Genomic DNA, 19,025 nt, shown 5'->3' with positions numbered 1-19,025 from the left:
CTATGCTAGAGCATTTTTTTATTCAGTTGAGTACTGAACCCGACAGTATCAGTTTCGAGCAAAGTATTGCGCTTATCGATGCGTTGTACCAGTTTACGCCGGTAGCGTTTAAAAATGGCGAGTTACACAACGCTGCCGGTGAAAATAACGGTTCGTGCAAAATATTGGCTTTTGGTTTGCTGCACCAGTTATCGGCACCGCAAACGTTATTTTTATTTGGCGATTACTACCGCACTGTACTGGATACCCCCAAAGGCACAGATCATCAGAATATCCGTAATTTTATCCGCACCGGCTGGGATGGCGTGGCGTTTGCAGCACCAGCGTTAAGCGCTAAAGCGGCTGAGTAAAAAAATGCCCGGCAAGCCGGGCATCTTCCGTTATCCGGCTTCTAGGCCGCGTCTTTTTCTTTCGTTGCTGCTTTTATATTGTCAGCGTGTGGCAGCTCATGCGGTGGCAAATCTTTATTACCCTGCTTTAAGAAATGATCCATCCAGCGCATCAGGCGCATACCGTAATCCAGCTGGGCTGCAGCTTTCTGGTTGCCGTGGCCTTCACCCGGATACAGCACTAAGCGTACCGGCACTTTGCCGTGGGTTTTTAAGTAGCGGTATAACTCCATTGATTGGCTGGGGTGTACGCGGGTGTCTTCTTTACCGTGCATAATCAAAATGGGGGTTTTGGCTTGTTCTGCATGGTAAATCGGGCTGCGCTCTAAATACCATTGCCATTTTTGCCACGGGTAACTGCGGGCATGTACCAAATGCATTTCATTGGCGATATCTGTGGTGCCAAATTTAGATAAATTATTACTGATGCCAACAAACATAACGCTGGCGGCAAAGTGCTCTGTTTGCTTGGTGGCAGCCCAGGCCGACGCATATCCACCATAAGAGCCACCGGTAATACCCACTTTGGCGGCATCAACCAGCCCTTGTGCAACCAGATAATTTTTAGCATCGACTAAATCATCAAATTCTTTGCCGGCGTAATCATTTTGCCCCAGCTTGGAAAATGCCACACCCCGGCCGGTACTGCCGCGGTAGTTAGGGAAAAACTGCATATAACCTTCACTGGCGGCCAGTTTTACCGGGCTGGCGTAGCGGTCGAGCCAGCCGTTAGACATATGCGCTTCCGGCCCACCATGTACCACCATGATCAGCGGGTAGCGCTGGCCTTGCTGATAATCCAGCGGATAGACCAGAATGCCCTCCAGCTCAACACCGTCGTTGGCTGTGTGCCTGATGGTTTCCTGTTTTGGCATGCTAATGTCGGCCAGCCAGGGGTTAGAGTTTGTTTGCCGGTTAAGCTTATTGCCACTGAGGCGATAAACTTCAGTTGGGTGAGCGGCTGTGTTAACAAGCAGCGCACTGTGTTTGGCATTTGCCGGCTGTGCTACGCGGGTAATAATGCCTGAACCGGGTTTTACCAGTTGGCTGGCTTTGCCGCTGCGTGCATTAACAACGCCCAGTTCTGCTTCAGTACCAATATGGCCAACATATAGCAGTTCATTATTGCTGCGCCAGGCAATGTCCTGCACGTGGCCTGCATAGTTGGGCAGCAGCTCGCTCAGGCTGGCACTTTTTACATCAGCCAGTATTAAACGCCCGGCTGAAGGGTCGTGGATATCTTCGCTGCCAATCAGCGCCAGTTTGCTGCCATCTGGTGACAGTTCGGCTTTGTCCAGTTTACCGACAGTGGCAAAACGTTGTTGCACCTTGCCGCTAAAATCAACCAACTGGTACTGGCTGGCCATGTAGTTATCGTCAATCAGTGCCGTGGGCGCTACACGTACCAGCAACTGCTGTTGTTTTGGCGCAAATGCCACCGACAACACATTGCCATCGATCGGCACAGTGTCAGCTTTCAACGGCCGTTGCTGCAGTTGCGCCAGCCACAACTGGGTGTTGATTAAATCTTCTTCATACACCTCGGCTTTAAAACCTTTCTTTTTTAATTCTGCCTGCTGTTTTGCTTCCGCCGGCCTGGCCAGCAAGGCCAGATAGTTGCCGTCGGCACTGATATCGTAGCTGCTGATATTGTTGGGCAGGCTCAGTACTTTTTGCGCTTCGCCACCACTAACCGCTATGCGGTACAGGCTGGTAAATTTGTCATCGCCTCTTTTAGCGGTGAAATACAGCTGCGTATTGTCGGCGCTGAACTTAATATTACCAACCCGGCCATCGCCGGTGACAAAGGGGGTTTCGTTGCCATTTTTGTCGAGCAGAAATAATTCATGGTGGCTGGAGCCATCATTCTCGCTGTAAGGGTTGCGTGGCCGGTTACGGATAAACGCGGTGTAATTGCCGTCGTTGCTTACAACCAGTTGAGTGACATGTTGTATGCCGACAGTTTGTTCCAGCGTAATAGGTTTAGCTGCAACAGCTGTGCAGGCAAATGCCAGCAGTAGTGTGATGCTCCCGGTAAGGTTTCGCATTCTTCCTCCATGCGTTTTATGGTGTGTTTTGCCGCAACATAACAGCATAAAATCTGCCGAAGCTCTAGTTTCTGTTGTCGGATTGCCGCAGTATTGCGGCAGAACAACGGCTACAGCTTTGTGAACAGGTAGCGCTGTGGTATGTTTGCGCAAAAAGCGGTGTCATAAAACCGCAGCTAATTACTAACTATTTTTCAGGGTATCCGATGCAAGAATCCAGCGTACTTATCACTAACGATGCAGTGGTACTTGGTTTAATGGCAACCATTTTGGGGGTCGTGTTTTATACCAGCCATAGCGATAACCGCTTCTTTAAAGCTTTTTACAAATATGTGCCGGCACTGTTGTTGTGTTATTTCATTCCCTCGCTGTTTAACAGCTTTGGCGTGATTGACGGCGAAGGTTCATCACTCTACAAAATGGCGTCACGCTATTTGCTGCCGGCCAGTCTGGTGCTGTTAACTCTGAGCGTTGATTTTAAAGCCATTCTTGGCCTTGGTCCTAAAGCATTAATCATGTTTTTAACCGGTACTTTGGGTATTGTTATTGGCGGGCCCATTGCACTGATGAGTGTCGGCTACTTTTTTCCACAGGAACTGGGTGGTGATGTCTGGCGCGGCATGACAACCATCGCCGGTAGCTGGATTGGCGGTGGCGCGAATCAGGCGGCAATGAAAGAAGTGTTTAATGTTGATGGCAATATTTTTTCTGTCATGATCACCGTGGATGTGCTGGTCGCCAACGTCTGGATGGCAGTATTGCTGTTTATTGCCAGCCGGGCAGAGTTTTTTGATCGCAAAAACGGTGCTGACACCCGTGGCATTATGAACCTGCGGCAGAAAATTGAGCAATATCAGGCACAAAATGCCCGTATTCCTAATTTAAACGACATTATGCTGATTGTGGCAGTAGCGTTTGGCGTAACCGGGTTGTCTCATGCATTAGCCGATATTATTGCGCCCTGGATAGAGAGGGTAGCGCCGCAGCTGGCTATGTACAGTTTAACCAGCACCTTCTTCTGGCTGGTGGTTATTGCCACTACTGTGGGGCTGTATTTGTCTACTACCCGGGTGCGCAAACTGGAAGCGGTAGGTGCATCCAAAGTGGGCTCGGCGTTTTTATATATCCTGGTCGCCACCATAGGTATGCATATGGATGTTACGGCGATTTTCAGTAATAAGCTGATGTTTTTAGTCGGTATCATCTGGATGTTAGTGCACGCGGTATTATTGCTCGTTGTTGCCCGCTTAATAAAAGCGCCGATGTTTTATATGGCGGTGGGTAGCCAGGCTAATGTCGGTGGTGCGGCGTCAGCACCGGTGGTCGCCGCTGCGTTTCATCCGTCTTTAGCCCCTGTTGGTGTATTACTGGCAGTGCTGGGGTATGGCCTTGGTACTTATGGTGCTTATATTTGCGGCCTGATTATGCAGCAGGTTGCGCCCTAACATAAAGTAGCCGTAACATAAAATAGTCGTGCAGTAAGCAGAAAAGGGAGTTCTACCTGTGAGTAACCAAGTTAAAATTGAGCCTGGCCATTGGGTGCTGATTATCTTCTTATTACTGGCGCTGTATGCCAGTTATCTGCTGATAGCACCCTTTATTGGCCCGGTAGTTTTGGCATTCGTACTGTCGTTACTGTGTTTTCCTGTGCATCAGAAAATTGTGCGTAAATTGCCTGATAAACCTAACCTGGCATCGACCATAACCTGTTCCTTGCTGGTGGTGGTGATCCTGGTGCCGGCTACTGTTGTGTTAATGGCGATAGTTCAGCAAAGTATTACGTTTGCTAAACAAAGTTACCAATGGGTTGAAGATGGCAAAGCCGAAGCTTTGCTGCAACAGCCCTTTATTAAGAATGGCATTGAAAGACTAAATGACTTTTTACCCGTTGGTGATTTCAGTATCAGAGACATTATTAACAGATTAACTGAGTTTGCTTCAGGCTTTAGTAAAGAACTGCTTGATTTAAGTACCAAAGTGGTTGGCGACGTAACCGGGATAATTATCAGTTTTTTCCTGATGTTATTTGTGCTGTTTTTTCTGCTGCGTGACCACAAAAAAATTATTGAAAGCCTGTTCTGGATATTACCGCTGGCCCGTTCGCAGGAAGAAAAATTACTCACTGAAGCCAACACCGTTGCGCGCTCTGCAGTACTGGGAACGTTTTTGACCGCGTTAGCTCAGGGGGCTGCGGGTGGCATTGGTATGGCTATTGTTGGTATGCCGGGGTTGTTCTGGGGAACAATAATGGTGTTTGCGTCATTAATCCCGTTGGTCGGTGCCGCGTTAATCTGGGTTCCTGCCAGTTTATATTTATTACTTACCGGCGACTGGCCCTGGGCATTATTTTTAACCTTGTGGGGCGCCATACTGGTTGGCTCTATTGATAACTTTTTACGGCCTATTCTGATGCAGGGTACGTCCAATATGAGCACACTGGTGCTTTTCCTGTCACTTATTGGTGGTTTGCAGTTATTTGGCGTTATTGGCTTGATTTACGGCCCGATTATATTTGCGCTGACCCATGTATTGATTAAGCTTTACACCATTGAGTTTAGAGACTTTCTGGAAAAGCAGGATAAAAGCTAAGCAGGGCTAAAGCCTGCTTATAGCGCTTACTCAACACGCCCTAATGCCGGTAGATAATTTTTACCGGCTGCTTGCCTAAAAATACTTCTATTGCTGCCTGCGTGGCCGCATCAACCGCACCGACACTGTTATCCATAATGATGGCAAAACGGCCAAAGCCTTGCTCAAAAGAGTACTGCAGCTGATTTAAATTGCAGAGTTTGCCACAGCACGGCAACGCCAATTGTTGCATGGCAAAGCTATTGCTTTCGGCATTGTAGTCTGCGTCCATCAGGCTGTGCCATTGTTCCACGCTTAGCTCTGTCTGGCAGGCCGGACAATGAATATGCTCAAAATTGCCGCCGCAGTCGTAATAACGTACTTCGTCCGTGCAGGTAACGTCTATATGTTCTGCCGCAGGAAACAGCCCGGCGATAAATGCCTTGGTAGCAGCGACAATGTCTGCGGTTGGCTGTTGTTGCGGATCCCGCAACAGAATAATAATTTCATGTTCGCTCATTGTGGCTCCTGCAGGGCACCTGTAAACGGCAGCTTTATTAAGGCTGCGTAACATAGCTGCAAACTATGTTACGCGCAAGCCCTGCTTGATGGCCCCGCTGTTATGGTTGGCGGGGTAAGTTAAAACTGTAGCTGTGCTGAGCCAGTGGTATGGCATTACCGGTTTGGTAGGTGTCTACCTGCACTACGCCGTTGTTGCTAAGGCTAAACACGCGGAACATAGCAGTGTGCTGGCTTTCATCCGGAATTTTGGTGCGTTCCAGCGCCGGTATGTGCAGGTAATGCACCTGGCCAATTTGTTTTGAGTGCAGAGTGCGGTTCATATCCATATGTAAATCGCCGGAAATTACGGCTGCCAGATTTGGCTGCGCAATCACCCCGGCAAAGCCCGGGTGCTCAATGCCTTTATCAGGGTTTTCCGGGTAAACCCCGGTTTGGGCGCCGTGCACGATTAACAGCACCGGTTTTGGCTGCAACTGTTTTAGCTGGTTTAGCATCCAGGCTATGCCGCTGTCGTTAAAGTCGCGGCCGTGATCGGGTGAAGCGAATACCAGCGCCACAGTATCAAACTCCAGCACATAGCTCGGAGCGTCCAGTGTAATTTTTCCGGCATTCCAGCTATTGGCATACTGCATAAAGCGCTCAACAGTGCTGCCGTGCTCTTCATTGCCCATAATCGGGTAAAACGGCAGCGTGAGTTGTTGCAGCACCGGTGTGGCATTGTCGTACTGCACTAAGGTGCCTTTATGGGCAATATCGCCAACGCCAACAACAAAATCCAGTTTGGTCTGCGTTGCCAGCCAGTTTACATCAGCCACTGCTGCGGCCAGATGCGGAAATTGCGGCTCAGGCTTAGGCTCGGCGTCGCCCAGTACAGCAAAGCGCAGCACGACATTTTCTGTTGTTGATGCGGCAGCAGGTGTCTGGCTGGTTTTCGTTGTATCGGCCGGTGAACAGGCGACAAGCAAAGCGCTTAGCAGTAGCGCCAGGCTGACAGTATTAAACAGTTTCATTAAAAATCCTTGGTAGTGATGTTGAGGTTAGTTGAAATGGAACAGGCCTTTAAAGCTGCTGGGGATTAAGCCGGTCCAGCGTTTAAAGGCACGGCGAAAATTATGCTCGTCGGAGTAACCCAGCTTTAGCGCCAGCTGACGGTTAGAGTAACGGCCCTGTTGTAATAATTGCCGGGCCGCATCGCGGCGTACCTCGTCAAGCAGAGTGGCAAAGTTGGTATTATGCTGGCTAAGCTGGCGCTTTAAGCTGCTACTGCTTAACCCCAGCACGGTGGCAACCTGATCCTGATTCAGCAGTTGCGGCAGGGCCCGGCGTTGCAGCCGGCAAATGCTCTCCGGCAAAGCCCGTTGTTTGCTCAGCACACGGTTAAGCTGGCGGCAAGTACGGCGGGTGGCGGTAAATTTTAGTGTGTCAGCATCAATAAAGCGTTGCTGCCACAAAGCAAGCGGAATACTGATGCAGTCAGCGCTTTGATTAAAGCTGACATCTACGCCCCAATGCAGCTGGTGCTGTAACTGATGTGATGCCGCCTGCTGCAACTGCAGGCTGATGCCACAAACGCTACCCAGCTGTTGTTTTATCAACCCCAGCAGCAGCGAAAAAACGACGGTCTGCATAAACCCCTGCTGATTAGCTAAACCCAACGCCGGTTTAAATTCAACTACTATGCAGTGCTGCTGTTGGTACAACCGCACATAAAAGCAAGGAAACAGCTGATGGCGGAAGTAGTACAACTGGGCCAGCGCCTGGCGCAGATTTTGTGCGTATTGCAGGCTTTGACACAGCGAAATGTAACGGCTGTTCAGCAAGGCATTACCCAGTAAATAGGGCAATTCCGGGCTGTTCAGCTGTTGCTGGCAATTTTGCAGCAGTTTGAGCCAGTCGGTATGATGCAGCCTGCCATGTGGTTTGTGTAAGTCCTGTTCAAAAATGCCGGTGCCACTTAGTAGCTTATGCAGCTGGGCACCGCGCCGCTGGGCCAGTGCCAGTAGCTCAGTGCTGCCATGCTGCAACAGCAGGATTTTGTCCTGATAGCCGAAGGGGCGCATACTCATCAGATGGGCTGCAAACTAAGAGTGGCGGTTTTTTTCGCCAGCGCCATAGCTTGATCAGCAGCATGTAATGCACTTTTTGCGCTGTTTTGCTGCACCGCCATTTCTACCAATGTCAGCTGTGGTTGCTGTTTTTCAATAGCCAGTTGTGACAACTGCTGACGTAAATGCTGCGCCATAATGTTTGCCTGTGGCAAGGCGGTGTTGGGCAACAACGCTATAAAACGGTCGCCGGCGTAGCGGCATACCACATCGCTGTAGCGCAGCTGGTTGCTAAGTAGTTCACTTAACTGGCTAAGGTAGGCATCGCCGCTGGCCATACCATGCTGGCGGTTAAACGCAGCAAAATTATCAATATCCAGTATCAGTAAACTTAGCGCTTTACGCTGGCTTTGATGCAGCTCTATTTCGCGTTGTAATACCGCTTGCAGATATTCAATGCCGTACAGCTGTGTGAGCGGATCAATAAGCTGGTGGTCGCGCAAAAACAGTTCGCGGCCGCGCAACTGGCGGTTAATGGCACGTTGTTCTCGGTGCCAGCCTATCAGGCCATAAGTCAGTACCAGCATGCCAACCGGCGCCGGTAAAGATTCAAGCCAGCTCATCAGCCGGATATGATCCGGGTAGCGGATAAATTCGTCCAGCAGGTCAAGAAAGTATGAATACACCAGCAGCAGGCTGCCATAGTACAGCCATTCCGTTACCCGTCCTGCCGGCCGGCTGCTGATAATCAGCCCCAGCCAGCCACAGGCTACCAGCAAAGTTGTGCCTTCACCGAGAATGTCCAGCCAGTCAAATTCATTGCCGGGTTTGGCATCGCCGGTATCAATAGCCAGCAGCAGGCCGCTTAGCAACAGTAGCAGGCTGAACAGCATTTTATAACGGTGTTGTCGCCACATAATCAGGTTATCCGCACAAATAAACTCAATTTTCCGCTGCCTGTATGACAGCCGGATGACAGGCTTTGGCGCTTAAGGCACTGCGTTGCACCGTTAAGACCCGGGTCATATCGGCTCAGCCCTTAGTGTTAACAAACGGCGTTTTGTCACACAGCAACGGCACACTGCATGCAGTTATTGGCCGAAAACTTAAGAGCAACCGATGAAGCTGACTTACCATAAAAATAATCCCCGTACCTTACTGGCCTGTGCCGTAAGCCTGGCATTTGCCAGTTTAGCTGCCCCTGTGATGGCTGATGCCGATGTACAGGGCCGTATTACTGACAACCGCAGCAACCTGCTGACCGGTGCTGAAGTCAGCATCCCGGAGCTGAAGTTACGCCGCACTACGGCTGCCGATGGCCGTTTTCACTTTAATCAGTTACCTGCCGGTACTTACACTTTGCTGGTGAATTATCTCGGCGCTATACCGGAGACCCGGGTGTTAGTGGTAGCCGATACCGAGCAGCGCCTCGGCGATATTAAACTGTTATCTGCCAGCGAGGCGCTGGAACATATTGAAGTAGTAGGACAATCCGGTGCGGTGAGTAAAGCACTGAACCGCCAGCGCAATGCCGGTGGCATCGTTACCGTAGCCAGTACTGATGAAATGGGTCAGTTTCCTGACAGCAATGTCAGTGAAGCGCTGCAACGCTTGGCTGGCTTATCGGTAGAGCGCGATCAGGGTGAAGGCCGCTTTGTCCGGGTGCGTGGTTTGGCGCCGGATTACAACGCAGTAACCTATAACGGTACTCAGTTAGCGGCCCCGGAAGCTGGTCGCCGTGCCGTAGCGCTGGATGTGATCCCATCGGATCTGCTGGAATCCGTAGAAGTAAATAAAACCCTGACACCGGATATGCCTGCTGGCTCGCTTGGCGGTACGGTGGAAATAAAAAGCTTGTCGGCCTTTGATCGCAGCAACGATTTTTATTCCTTTACTGCTGAAGCCGGCTATAACGAGCAGCAAAGTAAAACCAGCCCTAAGGTATCTGGCGTGTTTAGTAAAATACTGGATGCCGCTGGCGAAACAGACAGTTTAGGTATTGCTATAGCAGCCAGTTATGCCAAGCGTAAATTTGGCTCTGAGAACGTTGAGACCGGCGGCAGCTGGGATTTTGATGACGGGCTGGAAGAGTTTGAACTGCGCGATTATACCATTAGCCGCGAGCGTATTGGCCTGGCACTGAATCTGGATTACCGGCCTGGTAACAATAACGAATATTACCTGCGTAGCCTGTACAGCCGTTTTAGCGACAGCGAAGAGCGCCAGAGCATGGCAGTAGAGCTGGCTGATCCGCAGTTTGCTGGCAGCCTTGGTGAAGCGGCGCTTATCCGCTCATTAAAACAGCGTGAAGAAACCCAGAGCATTAGTGCTATTGTGCTGGGAACCAAACAAACTTCCGGCAACTGGGAATGGTTGTTGGAAGCGGGTGCCAGTAAAGCGGATGAGGACACACCATTTAATATCGGCGCGGCCGATTTTGAACAGGAGTTTGCTGATGGTGTCGGCTTCACCGGTAGCAATATCCTGCGTTTAACGGCACCGGCCGAAGCATTTCTTGCCGACGGTTACGAGCTGAAAGAAGTTGAGATGGGCGATACCTATGCCAAAGAAACCGAACGCAACATTAAGTTTGATTTAAGCCGGGAGATTATTCTGCGCCATGGCAGCCTGTTGCTAAAAAGCGGTGCTAAATTCAGCCAGCGCGAAAAAAGCGCGGCTGAAGATGTCTGGCTGTTTGAAGACTTCGATGATTTGGGTATTAATGCCTTAAACCTGAGCGACTACGCCGCCGCCAATGTAGATTATGGTTTAGGCAATATGGGCTCAGCAATTGACAGCGGCAGTATTTATCAGTTGATTAGTGGCTTAAACCGCGACGATTTTATTGACGAAGTTGAATCACAAATTAATGATTATCAGGTAGATGAAGATATCAGCGCGGCGTACTTTATGACGCAGTGGGAGCGGGATAACTGGCAATTGATTACCGGTGTACGTTACGAGCACGAAAAACGCGAAGCACGCGGCACCCGCTATGACGATATAAATGAAGAGTTTAGCGTTAACCAGCAAAGTAGCAGCAAAGGTTATTGGCTGCCTGCGGTAGTAGGGCGGTATAACCTGTCAGAGCAAAGCATAGTGCGGGCGGCCTTTAGCACTGGCTTAGTGCGACCTAATTTTCAGCAACTGGCACCGGCCTTTATACTGGAAGAAGATGATGATGAGTTAGAAGCTGCCTTTGGTAACCCGGATTTAAAAGCGCTGACGTCAAATAACTTTGACCTGGGTATTGAACATTACGCAGACAAACTTGGCGTGCTCTCTGCCATGTTATTTTATAAGCAGATTGATAATTTTATCTATGAAGCAGATTTAGCCGGCCGTGGCGAGTATGCCAATTTTGCTAAAGCTGAAACCTATGTTAACGGCGGCAAGGCCGATTTATACGGTCTGGAACTAAATGCGATTCATAAAGTATCGGGTTTTGGTAACGCTCTGGATAACCTGCTGATATCCGCTAACCTGACCATAACGGATTCTGCCGCTGATATTGAATGGTTTGACGATGGTACTTTATTTAGCCGTGAAGTGGCGCTGCCCAGCCAGTCAGATAAAACCGCTAACCTGAGCCTCGGTTATGAAACCGATGTAATAAGCCTGCGCCTTGCTGCCAATTATAAGTCGAAGTATCTGGCCGAAGTGGGCGATGTTACTGATGCCGCCTATGATGTGTATTCAGATAACCATCTGCAGCTTGATTTTACCGGCAAGTGGACTATCCGGCGTGGTATGCAGCTGTACTTCAACATTATTAATCTGAACGATGAGCCCTATTATGCTTACACCGGGCGTAAGCCTTATAACTTCCAGTATGAGCAATACGGCCGCACCTTTGTACTTGGCGTACAAATTACTAACTGGTAAGCAGGCAAAAGAATTAAGCAGGTAAAAAAATAATGTTGTCGAATAAAAAAATGTTTCAACTCAGTATTGTCAGTCTGGGCATGGCAGCCTTGTTAAGCGCTTGCCAGGCTGACAAGCCGGGCTTACAAATGCCGCTGCCTCAGACACTGGCTGTTAATGCCAGCCATTATCAAAATGTGCAGCTGGCGGGTGCTGAGTATCAGTTGCTTACTGACGCGACAGGGTTGCAGGTACAACAGGGTACTACAGTGCTTGGCCGCCATGCTGGTCGTTTCAGCCGCCTGACTCAGCAGCCGCTAATGCAGGGCAGCACCTTACTGGCCGCAATGGATACTGACAGCAACAGTTTATATCTGTGGCGGTTTACACCGGCAGAGCCAACACCGCTGCAGCTGGTGTATCAGCAGGTGATCAGCAGCCGGGTGGTAGAAGACTTATGCTTTTACCACAGCAGCGAAAACCAGCAACTTAGCCTGTTTTTACTTGGTGGCCGTGGTGGTGCTGATCAGCTGCTGTTACAACAGCAACAACAGTGGCTGGCCCAGCCGGTGGCAATACGCGAACTGAATGTGCCTTATGACAGCACTGCCTGTGCGGTGGATCAAACGGTAGGTGCGCTTTATATCGCAGAAGCAGATCGCGCTATCTGGCGCTATCAGGCTGAACCCGAAGCTGATGAGGGCCGCAGTTTAGTGCAGGTAAATAAGCCTTTTGGTCAGTTGCAGGGCGAAGTAAAAGCATTGCAGATATTAGCTGATGGCAGCCTGCTGGCATTAGAAGAAGAACCGGCGCGGGTACTGCATATAAATAACGAAGGCCAATTGCTTAATGCCATAGCTGTCCCGGCGTTGGCTGAGGCTAGCGGTTTAGCTGTCAGTATGCAGAACAACACGGCGACTGCTTATATCAGCAGTGAGGATGCCGGCACAGTACAACAGGTGTTGCTGCCGCTAAGCAGCATAGCATCGGTTGTAGCAAAGCCTGCAATAGTGCAGCTATTGCCCACCTTGCAGACCGAGCCTGCCAGCCAACGCGGTGATGTAATGGACGACCCGGCGGTGTGGCACCATCCGGTGCAACCTGAGCGTAGCCTGATCCTTGCGACTGACAAACGCGCCGGGCTGGATGTATACAATATGCACGGTAAGCGTGTGCAACAGCTAAGCGTGGGGCGGTTAAATAATGTTGATGTGCGCTATGGCCTGCCATGGCAAAGTGCGGCGCACGATATTGCTGTAGCCAGTTTGCGTGATAATAACAGCCTGCAACTGTTTGCTATTGACGGTACCGGCAAGCTGCACAACGCCGGTAACATCGCTACCACCATGACAGATATTTATGGCCTGTGTATGTATCACAGCGCACAAAGCGGCAAACACTATGTGTTTGTGAATGATAAATCCGGCTTAATTGAACAGTATCGTATCGACACTGATGGTGCCGGTTGGCAGGGTACGTTAGTGCGCTCATTGCAGGTGCCTTCGCAACCGGAAGGCTGTGTGGCTGATGATAAACGCGGAGTATTGTTTGTTGGCGAAGAAGATGAAGCCATTTGGCGTTTTGCCGCCGAAGCAGATGCAGCGACAACGGGTGAAGCGATAATCCGGGTTGATGGCGAACATCTGGTAGCTGATATTGAAGGTATTGCGCTGGCAGAACATAACGGCAGCAGTTATTTGCTGGTATCAAGTCAGGGTAATGACAGTTACCTGGTATTTGATGCTGCGCCACCTTATGCTCAGCGCTTACACTTTCGTATCAGCACCAACCCACAGCTGGGTATAGATGGAGCTTCTGAAACTGATGGCCTGGAGGTTACCACCCGTTCACTGGGGCCAGGTTTTGAGCAGGGAGCATTGATAGTACAGGATGGCCGTAACCGCATGCCGGAGCAGGGGCAAAACCTGAAACTGGTGCCGTGGCAGCATATTTTGCAGCAGTTGCAGTAGCGTTAACAAGAATAAGCAATAAAAAAGGCTGCGCCATTTATGGCACAGCCTTTTTTTAACACAACCGTTTAATTGTTGAGTTCTATTTCAGTAACAATATGACGGTTATCACGATATTCAAAGTCCACTTCAACGTCTTGCCCTACTTTTAAATCAGCAAAAGTTTTCAGGCCGTCATCATAATCCGTTGTTGTAGTGGTAAAGAAGGTTATACCCTGCACAACAAAAGATTGGGCTTCAGCATTGATAGCATCAATTTTACCTTCAATATCATTTGCTTGTGCTGAAATGGAAACTGCTGTTACTGCGGTAGCAAGTAATAAGGTTTTCAGGCTTAGTTTCATCTTGTTGCTCCTGGTTCACGGGATAACAGTAACTAAACTATGCCTCATACCTAATGAATTTTTGCTGAATACTGCCGGTTTTTAATTTAATTTGGCAGACAAGCAGCGTTCAACGATGTTTTTTATTTTTTGTGGTGAAAAGGGTTTGGCGATAAAACCACTGGCGCCAGAGGCGATGCTGTTACGCACATTATCCACCGAGTTATGCGCTGTAACCATAACAACATGGGTTTTGTCGGCCTGAGTTTTAATTTGTTGCAGTAGCTGCTGGCCGTTAATGTCCGGCAGTTCGATATCAAGAAATACCAAATCATGATGTTGCTCAGCAAAAGCCGATAGCCCACGTTTGCCGTTGGCCGCCTCCTGCACGTTGCTGATGCCCAGGTGCAGGAGCGTTTGGCGCAGGTATTCCCGCACTGTATAGGCGTCGTCAATTATAAGTACTGAGCATTGTTGTTGCGTCATAGCGATCCTTGCCTTTAGCTGTGAGCCAATCTGATACAGTATGGCCGACCTTTAACTGAATTGGGAAAATTTTTTCAATATAGTCATTGTACCTGAGTTACAGATGAATTGAGTGGTAAACTGATCACTACGCTAAAGCCGGTAATTTCATTATTGGTCATAATATTGGCTACAGCTATGCTGCCGTTGCAAGCCTCTGCCGCACGTTTGGCAATACTTAACCCCAGGCCTATGCCGTTATGGCTACTTTGTGCCCGAAAAAACGGGGTAAATAACTTCGACAGATATTGCGGCGGGACGCCCGGGCCTTGATCGCGAACTTGCAAACTTAACTGGTGTTGATGTTGTCGCAAGCAAACACTTACCTCAGAGTAAGGTGGTGTGTATTTCACCGCGTTACGGATCACATTTTCTATGGCGCTGTACAGTAACGACGGGTCGCCTTTAATTAAGGGGACATTTTCCAGATGCAGCCACAGCGACTTGTTGCTGCTATCAGCTTCCAGCCTGGCATCATCACAGACTGAGGCAACCAGTTCTGCGAGGTTAATATCAATATGTTCGGCGCAGACAGCTCCGCTCTCCAGCCTGGAAAAGGTCAGAATTTCTGTAACCAGTTCATCCAGTTTAGTGGCTTCCTGTTCTATTTTTTCCATCGCCATAGCGGTATAAGAGGGCGATTGCGCCGCCAGCCCGGTAAGAATTTGCATTCTGGCCAGGGGGGATCGTAACTCGTGTGACACATCGTGCAGAAGGCGACGTTGTGAGGCAATGGCTTCTGCCGCCTGGCCGGCCATTTGGTTAAAGTTCCGGCTCAGGCTGCCAAATTCGTCCCGTCTGGTTATCAATTCCGGGCCCAACTGGGTGCGCCAGTTATTCGCAGCTAACCCTGCCAGCGCTTGTTTTAGTTGCCGGACCGGCGCGGCAATATTGCGCGCCAGTACCCAACTAAACAGGATGCTGGCAGCCAGCAATACCGACAAGTGTAACAAGGGATGGCGCCAGAATGGTGGTGCAGGGAGTCTTGATATATCGATTGACTTAGATAAGTCGGAGGGATTTATATTATGTGCCGCTATCAATGGTGTGGCCGGAATCGATGGTGTGGCAAAAAAAACCGCTCCGGCTGGCAACATATTCTCCGACGGCAGAAAACGTGGCGTGTTGTCCCAGGTAAATGTCAGGCGTACCAAAATAACCGCCATTAATAGTGTGGCCCAAAATACAAGAAAAAAGCGCCAGAACAATTGATGCATAATGTTATTCTCCACCGCCAAACGGGTAAGTGAACTGATAACCTTTACCGCGGACTGAGGTGATCCATTGTTGCCCGGCAGGTAGCTTGCCTAATTTTTGTCTGATATGGCTGATATGCACATCAATATTACGGTCATAGCTACCCAGGGGTTTGCCGAGTGCCTGTTGTGACAGCTCTGCTTTGCTGACAATGCTCCCAGCGTATTGAGCCAGTAAATACAGAATATTGAACTCAGCACCTGTTAATTCAATCATGTGTTGGTGTAACGATACGTTGCGGCTAACCGGCTTAATGTGCAAAGCGCCAAGCTTTAATTCAGTCTGGTTGTTGTTTTGCTGTACGCGGCGCAATATTGCTTTAATACGGGCACTAAGTTCCCGCGGTAAACAAGGCTTGGCAATGTAATCATCTGCCCCTAACTCCAGGCCAATCACTTTGTCCAGATCCTCACCCCTGGCAGTTAGCATAATTACCGGGACGTTACTAAAATGCCGCAATTGTTTTAACACCGATATGCCATCCAGTTGCGGCATCATCACATCCAGAATAACTAACTCAAACTGTTGCTGCTGGCAGTAGCGTAATCCGGTTATACCGTCATTAACCACAGTAAGATGAAAGCCATCCTTTTGCAGATATTCTGCCAATAAGGCGGTTAGCGTTATATCATCATCAATTAGTAATAACCGGATCACATCTACCTCAGGTGTCGAAAAGTTAACGTAATAAACTTAGTTTATAGCCACTGTTGCGGGTGCTGTCGGGCTCGGCAACCAGTAAATAATTGCTACCGGCGACAAACTGCTGCACTTCAGACTCAGCTAACAGCGTTTTGTTCTTATTGCTGTCGGTGTAGGTCAGATAAATTGTGTATTCGCCGTCGGGAACGTTAATCTCTTTTTGGGCACCACTGTTAAGTGACGTAATGTAGTACTCTGCTGTATCAATAGTTTCGTTTGGCGGTACAAAATAGACGCCTAAAGAACTATACGAAGTAATAGTGTTGACCACGTTTATATCAAAATCATAAATCTGGGGTGCATTACTTTCCTCTACCACTACAGCGGCGGTGTTGGAGTTGGTGTTTTGATACAACACCACAGCTTTGCTCTGGCCCTGATTTAATGTCATTAAGGCGCTGTTTAAATAGAACACCCCCTGCTCGTTTGATGCGGATAGGCGATAGTCTTTTGCTGCTAATTCAACATAGGCTGACAAACTATCGGCTGCTAATGACGTAAAGGCTACACTGTCATTCAGATACACATCGCTGTTGCCGATGCTGTCAATACTGTTATACAACCGGAACTGGGCCTGGGCGGTCAAATCTGTCAGGTTGCCGACTGTTGTTGTGTTGTTAATTACGTCTACCGCTATATTGCCTGCTAACGGGCCGGATGCGATACGGGGCACCAGAACATACTCGGTCAGATACTCAAAATTATATTTTGATGACTGGAATAAGATGTCACGGCTGCCTGCGTTAGTAACATAAATAATATAGTTGCCGCTATCAAATTCAAGTGGAGAGCTGATTTGACTGTAGTTTAGTGTTGCAGCCAGGGTGGCATCGTCAAACGTAGCATCTGATTTACTTAAATACACATCATAAGCATCGTCTGGCAGTAAGCTGGCAACATACAGCTTAAATGTGTCTGTCAGGCTGTCATCACGCAAAAACTCCAGTTTCAGCAATTCAGGGTTGTTGTAATCACCGGTTAGCAACAACAGATGCTTGTAACTCTTGCGTAGAGTAATGTTGGTTTCCAGCACGCTAATCTCATCACCGTCGCTGTTAAGGCGGCTTAGCTTAATATCATAGTTTGCGGGTGTGTAAGTTACTAAGGATGTTGCATCTGCATAAGTTGCTGAACCTGCCAGCACGCTGGTGTCATCGCTGTTGGTTAAGGTTAAACGGGTAGACGTACTATTGGCTGAGCCATTATATAGCTGGATATAGCTGCTGGTGTACGTGGCAGAAGTATCATCAGAACTGCTACCACCACAACCGGTTATTGTAACGCTGCCCAATAGCAGAGAAAGTAATAAAAAAATACGCATAACGCCTCATAAAGTTAAGTTCTCAACAGCCCTAAGAAGGCTATTACTTTATTGAGTTCATAGTTTTACCCAGCTTTACCTTGCTTAACCTAACTTAACTTTGCGTTTCTGTGCGCTATTCAACGTTTTTTGAATTTATTATTTAAACTTCATTGCCTTATTGTGAGGTGTTGCTATTTTTAGGATGAATCGCACCGGTAAATTCGGAGGCGGATTTGTTTGAGTCATGCTGCCGTATCTTGTGTTAATTGTCGATAGTAGTTTTCCTCATATTCAGCTGGCGGGATATCACCAATTGAGCTCAGCAATCGTCTATTGTTAAACCAGTCAACCCAGTCCAGCGTTGCCAACTCAACCTGCTCCAGCCCTCTCCACGGGCCGTCTTTATAAATCACCTCAGCTTTGTACAAGCCGTTAATCGTTTCAGCCAAGGCATTGTCATACGAGTCGCCAACACTGCCAACAGACGCCGTAAAGCCGGCTTCTGATAACCGTTCAGAGTAACGTATCGAGACATACTGGCTTCCTCTGTCGCTGTGATGAATGACGCCTTTAGGTTTACCTCTGGCCCATAATGCTTGCTCTAGCGCGTCCAGAATCAACTGTGTCTGCATCGTCTTCATCACACGCCAGCCCACGATTTTCCGGGAGAACACATCGATTACGAAGGCGACATAAATGAAGCCTGACCACGTAGCAACATAAGTGATATCTGCAACCCACAATTGGTTTGGCCGGTTGGCACTGAACTCCCGTTTCACCAGATCCAATGGTTTAGCAGCGGCATCATCAGGGATCGTCGTGATACAACGACGGCCACGCCGCACGCCTTGGATCCCAAGCGTACTCATCAGTCTGGCAACCGTGCAGCGAGCCACCGAGAAGTCTTCACGCTTCAGTTGCTTCCAGACTTTCCTGATGCCATAGCATTGCCGGTTATCCTGCCATACACGCAGGATCTCCGGCTTCAGAGCCTCATCCTGATGGTAACGCTGACAGCGCCGTTGAGGCTGCGCTTCAAGTGACTTGCACCGGTAATACGTTGATGGCGCGATCTGCAATACGCGGCAAATCGGCTCGACACCATGCAACGCTCGGTGCGAATCAATGAACTGGATTATTTCTTCGGTTTGCGGTCGAGCTCCGCTTGAGCAAAAAACGCAGCAGCTTTCTTCAGGATTTCGTTAGCCTGCTTAAGCTCTTTATTTTCTCGCTCAAGTTGTTTGATCTTGGCTGCGGCATCGGTGGTAACTCCAGGCCTTTTGCCTGAATCCACCTCAATTCGATTAACCCAAGCCCTTAATGTCTCAGGTGTACAGCCAATTTTTGATGAAATAGACACCAGTGCCGCCCACCGGGATGGGTGATCATGCTCTGAGGTCAAAACCATGCGAACTGCACGCTCGCGGACTTCTGCTGAATATGTTGTTCTCTTGTTCATAAGCTAATTCTCTCAAGAAAATTAGCCTCCGACAAACCCGGTATGATTCA

General features: G+C 49.0%; 16 protein-coding genes and 1 other annotated feature. Of the genes, 5 read left to right on the top strand and 11 right to left on the bottom strand.

From position 1 onward, the window contains the following. The first annotated feature begins 2 nt into the window (after positions 1 to 2). Positions 3 to 350, top strand: coding sequence for a HopJ type III effector protein (locus BLW68_RS13725; protein WP_092794407.1), 348 nt, complete (start codon positions 3 to 5; stop codon positions 348 to 350). 41 nt (positions 351 to 391) lie between these two features. On the opposite strand, the gene BLW68_RS13720 is transcribed toward BLW68_RS13725, so the two are convergent. Continuing rightward, positions 392 to 2,437 carry an alpha/beta hydrolase family protein gene (locus tag BLW68_RS13720; RefSeq protein WP_092794403.1) on the bottom strand — a complete coding sequence of 682 codons (2,046 nt, stop codon included), beginning with the start codon at positions 2,435 to 2,437 and terminating at the stop codon, positions 392 to 394. 206 nt (positions 2,438 to 2,643) lie between these two features. Here BLW68_RS13720 and BLW68_RS13715 point away from each other — a divergent pair, with 206 nt between their 5' ends. Both BLW68_RS13715 and BLW68_RS13710 read left to right on the top strand, forming a co-directional pair. Beyond that, positions 2,644 to 3,882 carry a DUF819 family protein gene (locus tag BLW68_RS13715; protein ID WP_092794778.1) on the top strand — a complete coding sequence of 413 codons (1,239 nt, stop codon included), beginning with the start codon at positions 2,644 to 2,646 and terminating at the stop codon, positions 3,880 to 3,882. Positions 3,883 to 3,940: 58 nt separating this feature from the next. Continuing rightward, a complete protein-coding gene (locus BLW68_RS13710; RefSeq protein ID WP_092794399.1) occupies positions 3,941 to 5,026 on the top strand; it encodes an AI-2E family transporter in 1,086 nt (361 codons plus the stop codon). A gap of 40 nt (positions 5,027 to 5,066) precedes the next feature. Here the strand turns inward: BLW68_RS13710 and BLW68_RS13705 are convergent, their stop codons facing one another. The 4 genes from BLW68_RS13705 to BLW68_RS13690 form a co-directional block, all read right to left on the bottom strand. Then, the gene (locus BLW68_RS13705) at positions 5,067 to 5,525 is read right to left on the bottom strand and encodes a hypothetical protein (RefSeq protein WP_092794396.1); all 459 of its coding nucleotides are present in this window, start codon (positions 5,523 to 5,525) and stop codon (positions 5,067 to 5,069) included. Between the two features lie 100 nt (positions 5,526 to 5,625). Further along, a complete protein-coding gene (locus tag BLW68_RS13700) occupies positions 5,626 to 6,537 on the bottom strand; it encodes a metallophosphoesterase family protein (RefSeq protein WP_092794393.1) in 912 nt (303 codons plus the stop codon). A 27-nt stretch (positions 6,538 to 6,564) separates the two neighbouring features. Then, positions 6,565 to 7,593, bottom strand: a complete 1,029-nt coding sequence (locus BLW68_RS13695) for a helix-turn-helix domain-containing protein (protein WP_092794390.1) — start codon at positions 7,591 to 7,593, stop codon at positions 6,565 to 6,567. Continuing rightward, complete coding sequence (locus BLW68_RS13690; protein WP_092794385.1) at positions 7,593 to 8,489, bottom strand: GGDEF domain-containing protein; 897 nt, start codon at positions 8,487 to 8,489, stop codon at positions 7,593 to 7,595. Before BLW68_RS13690 ends, BLW68_RS13695 begins: the two co-directional genes overlap by 1 nt. Before the next feature lie 202 nt (positions 8,490 to 8,691). Between BLW68_RS13690 and BLW68_RS13685 the strand changes: the two genes are divergently transcribed. Both BLW68_RS13685 and BLW68_RS13680 read left to right on the top strand, forming a co-directional pair. Beyond that, positions 8,692 to 11,457: a TonB-dependent receptor gene (locus tag BLW68_RS13685; RefSeq protein ID WP_092794382.1), complete on the top strand. Its 2,766-nt coding sequence runs from the start codon at positions 8,692 to 8,694 to the stop codon at positions 11,455 to 11,457. Between the two features lie 32 nt (positions 11,458 to 11,489). Continuing rightward, positions 11,490 to 13,406: a phytase gene (locus tag BLW68_RS13680; RefSeq protein WP_092794377.1), complete on the top strand. Its 1,917-nt coding sequence runs from the start codon at positions 11,490 to 11,492 to the stop codon at positions 13,404 to 13,406. A 68-nt stretch (positions 13,407 to 13,474) separates the two neighbouring features. Here the strand turns inward: BLW68_RS13680 and BLW68_RS13675 are convergent, their stop codons facing one another. The 6 genes from BLW68_RS13675 to BLW68_RS13650 all read right to left on the bottom strand — a co-directional run bounded on the left by BLW68_RS13675 (position 13,475) and on the right by BLW68_RS13650 (position 18,975). After that, positions 13,475 to 13,750 (bottom strand): DUF5666 domain-containing protein, encoded by a 276-nt coding sequence (locus BLW68_RS13675; RefSeq protein WP_092794372.1) that lies wholly within the window; start codon positions 13,748 to 13,750, stop codon positions 13,475 to 13,477. An 81-nt stretch (positions 13,751 to 13,831) separates the two neighbouring features. Beyond that, positions 13,832 to 14,215, bottom strand: coding sequence for a response regulator (locus BLW68_RS13670; RefSeq protein ID WP_092794367.1), 384 nt, complete (start codon positions 14,213 to 14,215; stop codon positions 13,832 to 13,834). Positions 14,216 to 14,298: 83 nt separating this feature from the next. Further along, positions 14,299 to 15,471, bottom strand: a complete 1,173-nt coding sequence (locus BLW68_RS13665) for a sensor histidine kinase (protein ID WP_092794364.1) — start codon at positions 15,469 to 15,471, stop codon at positions 14,299 to 14,301. A gap of 4 nt (positions 15,472 to 15,475) precedes the next feature. Beyond that, positions 15,476 to 16,168 carry a response regulator transcription factor gene (locus tag BLW68_RS13660; RefSeq protein WP_092794360.1) on the bottom strand — a complete coding sequence of 231 codons (693 nt, stop codon included), beginning with the start codon at positions 16,166 to 16,168 and terminating at the stop codon, positions 15,476 to 15,478. A 22-nt stretch (positions 16,169 to 16,190) separates the two neighbouring features. After that, entirely contained in the window at positions 16,191 to 17,534 is a 1,344-nt protein-coding gene (locus BLW68_RS13655) for a DUF4397 domain-containing protein (RefSeq protein WP_092794357.1), read from the bottom strand. Between the two features lie 224 nt (positions 17,535 to 17,758). Further along, a protein-coding gene (locus BLW68_RS13650) for an IS3 family transposase (protein ID WP_092794354.1) occupies positions 17,759 to 18,975 on the bottom strand; the annotation gives its coding sequence in 2 pieces (ribosomal slippage) (positions 17,759 to 18,693 and positions 18,693 to 18,975; 1,218 coding nt in all). After that, positions 18,581 to 18,697 (bottom strand) — a sequence feature (AL1L pseudoknot). It overlaps the preceding gene by 117 nt. Positions 18,976 to 19,025: the final 50 nt, after the last annotated feature.

The organism is Rheinheimera pacifica (assembly GCF_900108485.1).
Taxonomy (GTDB): domain Bacteria; phylum Pseudomonadota; class Gammaproteobacteria; order Enterobacterales; family Alteromonadaceae; genus Alishewanella; species Alishewanella pacifica.
This window is presented reverse-complemented; position numbering and strand designations above follow the sequence as displayed.

Coding starts and splice junctions, on each gene's coding strand:
- BLW68_RS13725 (WP_092794407.1), top strand. CDS start 3: ATGCTAGAGCATTTTTTTATTCAGTTGAGTACTGAACCCGACAGTATC.
- BLW68_RS13720 (WP_092794403.1), bottom strand. CDS start 2,437: ATGCGAAACCTTACCGGGAGCATCACACTACTGCTGGCATTTGCCTGC.
- BLW68_RS13715 (WP_092794778.1), top strand. CDS start 2,644: ATGCAAGAATCCAGCGTACTTATCACTAACGATGCAGTGGTACTTGGT.
- BLW68_RS13705 (WP_092794396.1), bottom strand. CDS start 5,525: ATGAGCGAACATGAAATTATTATTCTGTTGCGGGATCCGCAACAACAG.
- BLW68_RS13700 (WP_092794393.1), bottom strand. CDS start 6,537: ATGAAACTGTTTAATACTGTCAGCCTGGCGCTACTGCTAAGCGCTTTG.
- BLW68_RS13695 (WP_092794390.1), bottom strand. CDS start 7,593: ATGAGTATGCGCCCCTTCGGCTATCAGGACAAAATCCTGCTGTTGCAG.
- BLW68_RS13690 (WP_092794385.1), bottom strand. CDS start 8,489: ATGTGGCGACAACACCGTTATAAAATGCTGTTCAGCCTGCTACTGTTG.
- BLW68_RS13685 (WP_092794382.1), top strand. CDS start 8,692: ATGAAGCTGACTTACCATAAAAATAATCCCCGTACCTTACTGGCCTGT.
- BLW68_RS13680 (WP_092794377.1), top strand. CDS start 11,490: ATGTTGTCGAATAAAAAAATGTTTCAACTCAGTATTGTCAGTCTGGGC.
- BLW68_RS13675 (WP_092794372.1), bottom strand. CDS start 13,750: ATGAAACTAAGCCTGAAAACCTTATTACTTGCTACCGCAGTAACAGCA.
- BLW68_RS13670 (WP_092794367.1), bottom strand. CDS start 14,215: ATGACGCAACAACAATGCTCAGTACTTATAATTGACGACGCCTATACA.
- BLW68_RS13665 (WP_092794364.1), bottom strand. CDS start 15,471: ATGCATCAATTGTTCTGGCGCTTTTTTCTTGTATTTTGGGCCACACTA.
- BLW68_RS13655 (WP_092794357.1), bottom strand. CDS start 17,534: ATGCGTATTTTTTTATTACTTTCTCTGCTATTGGGCAGCGTTACAATA.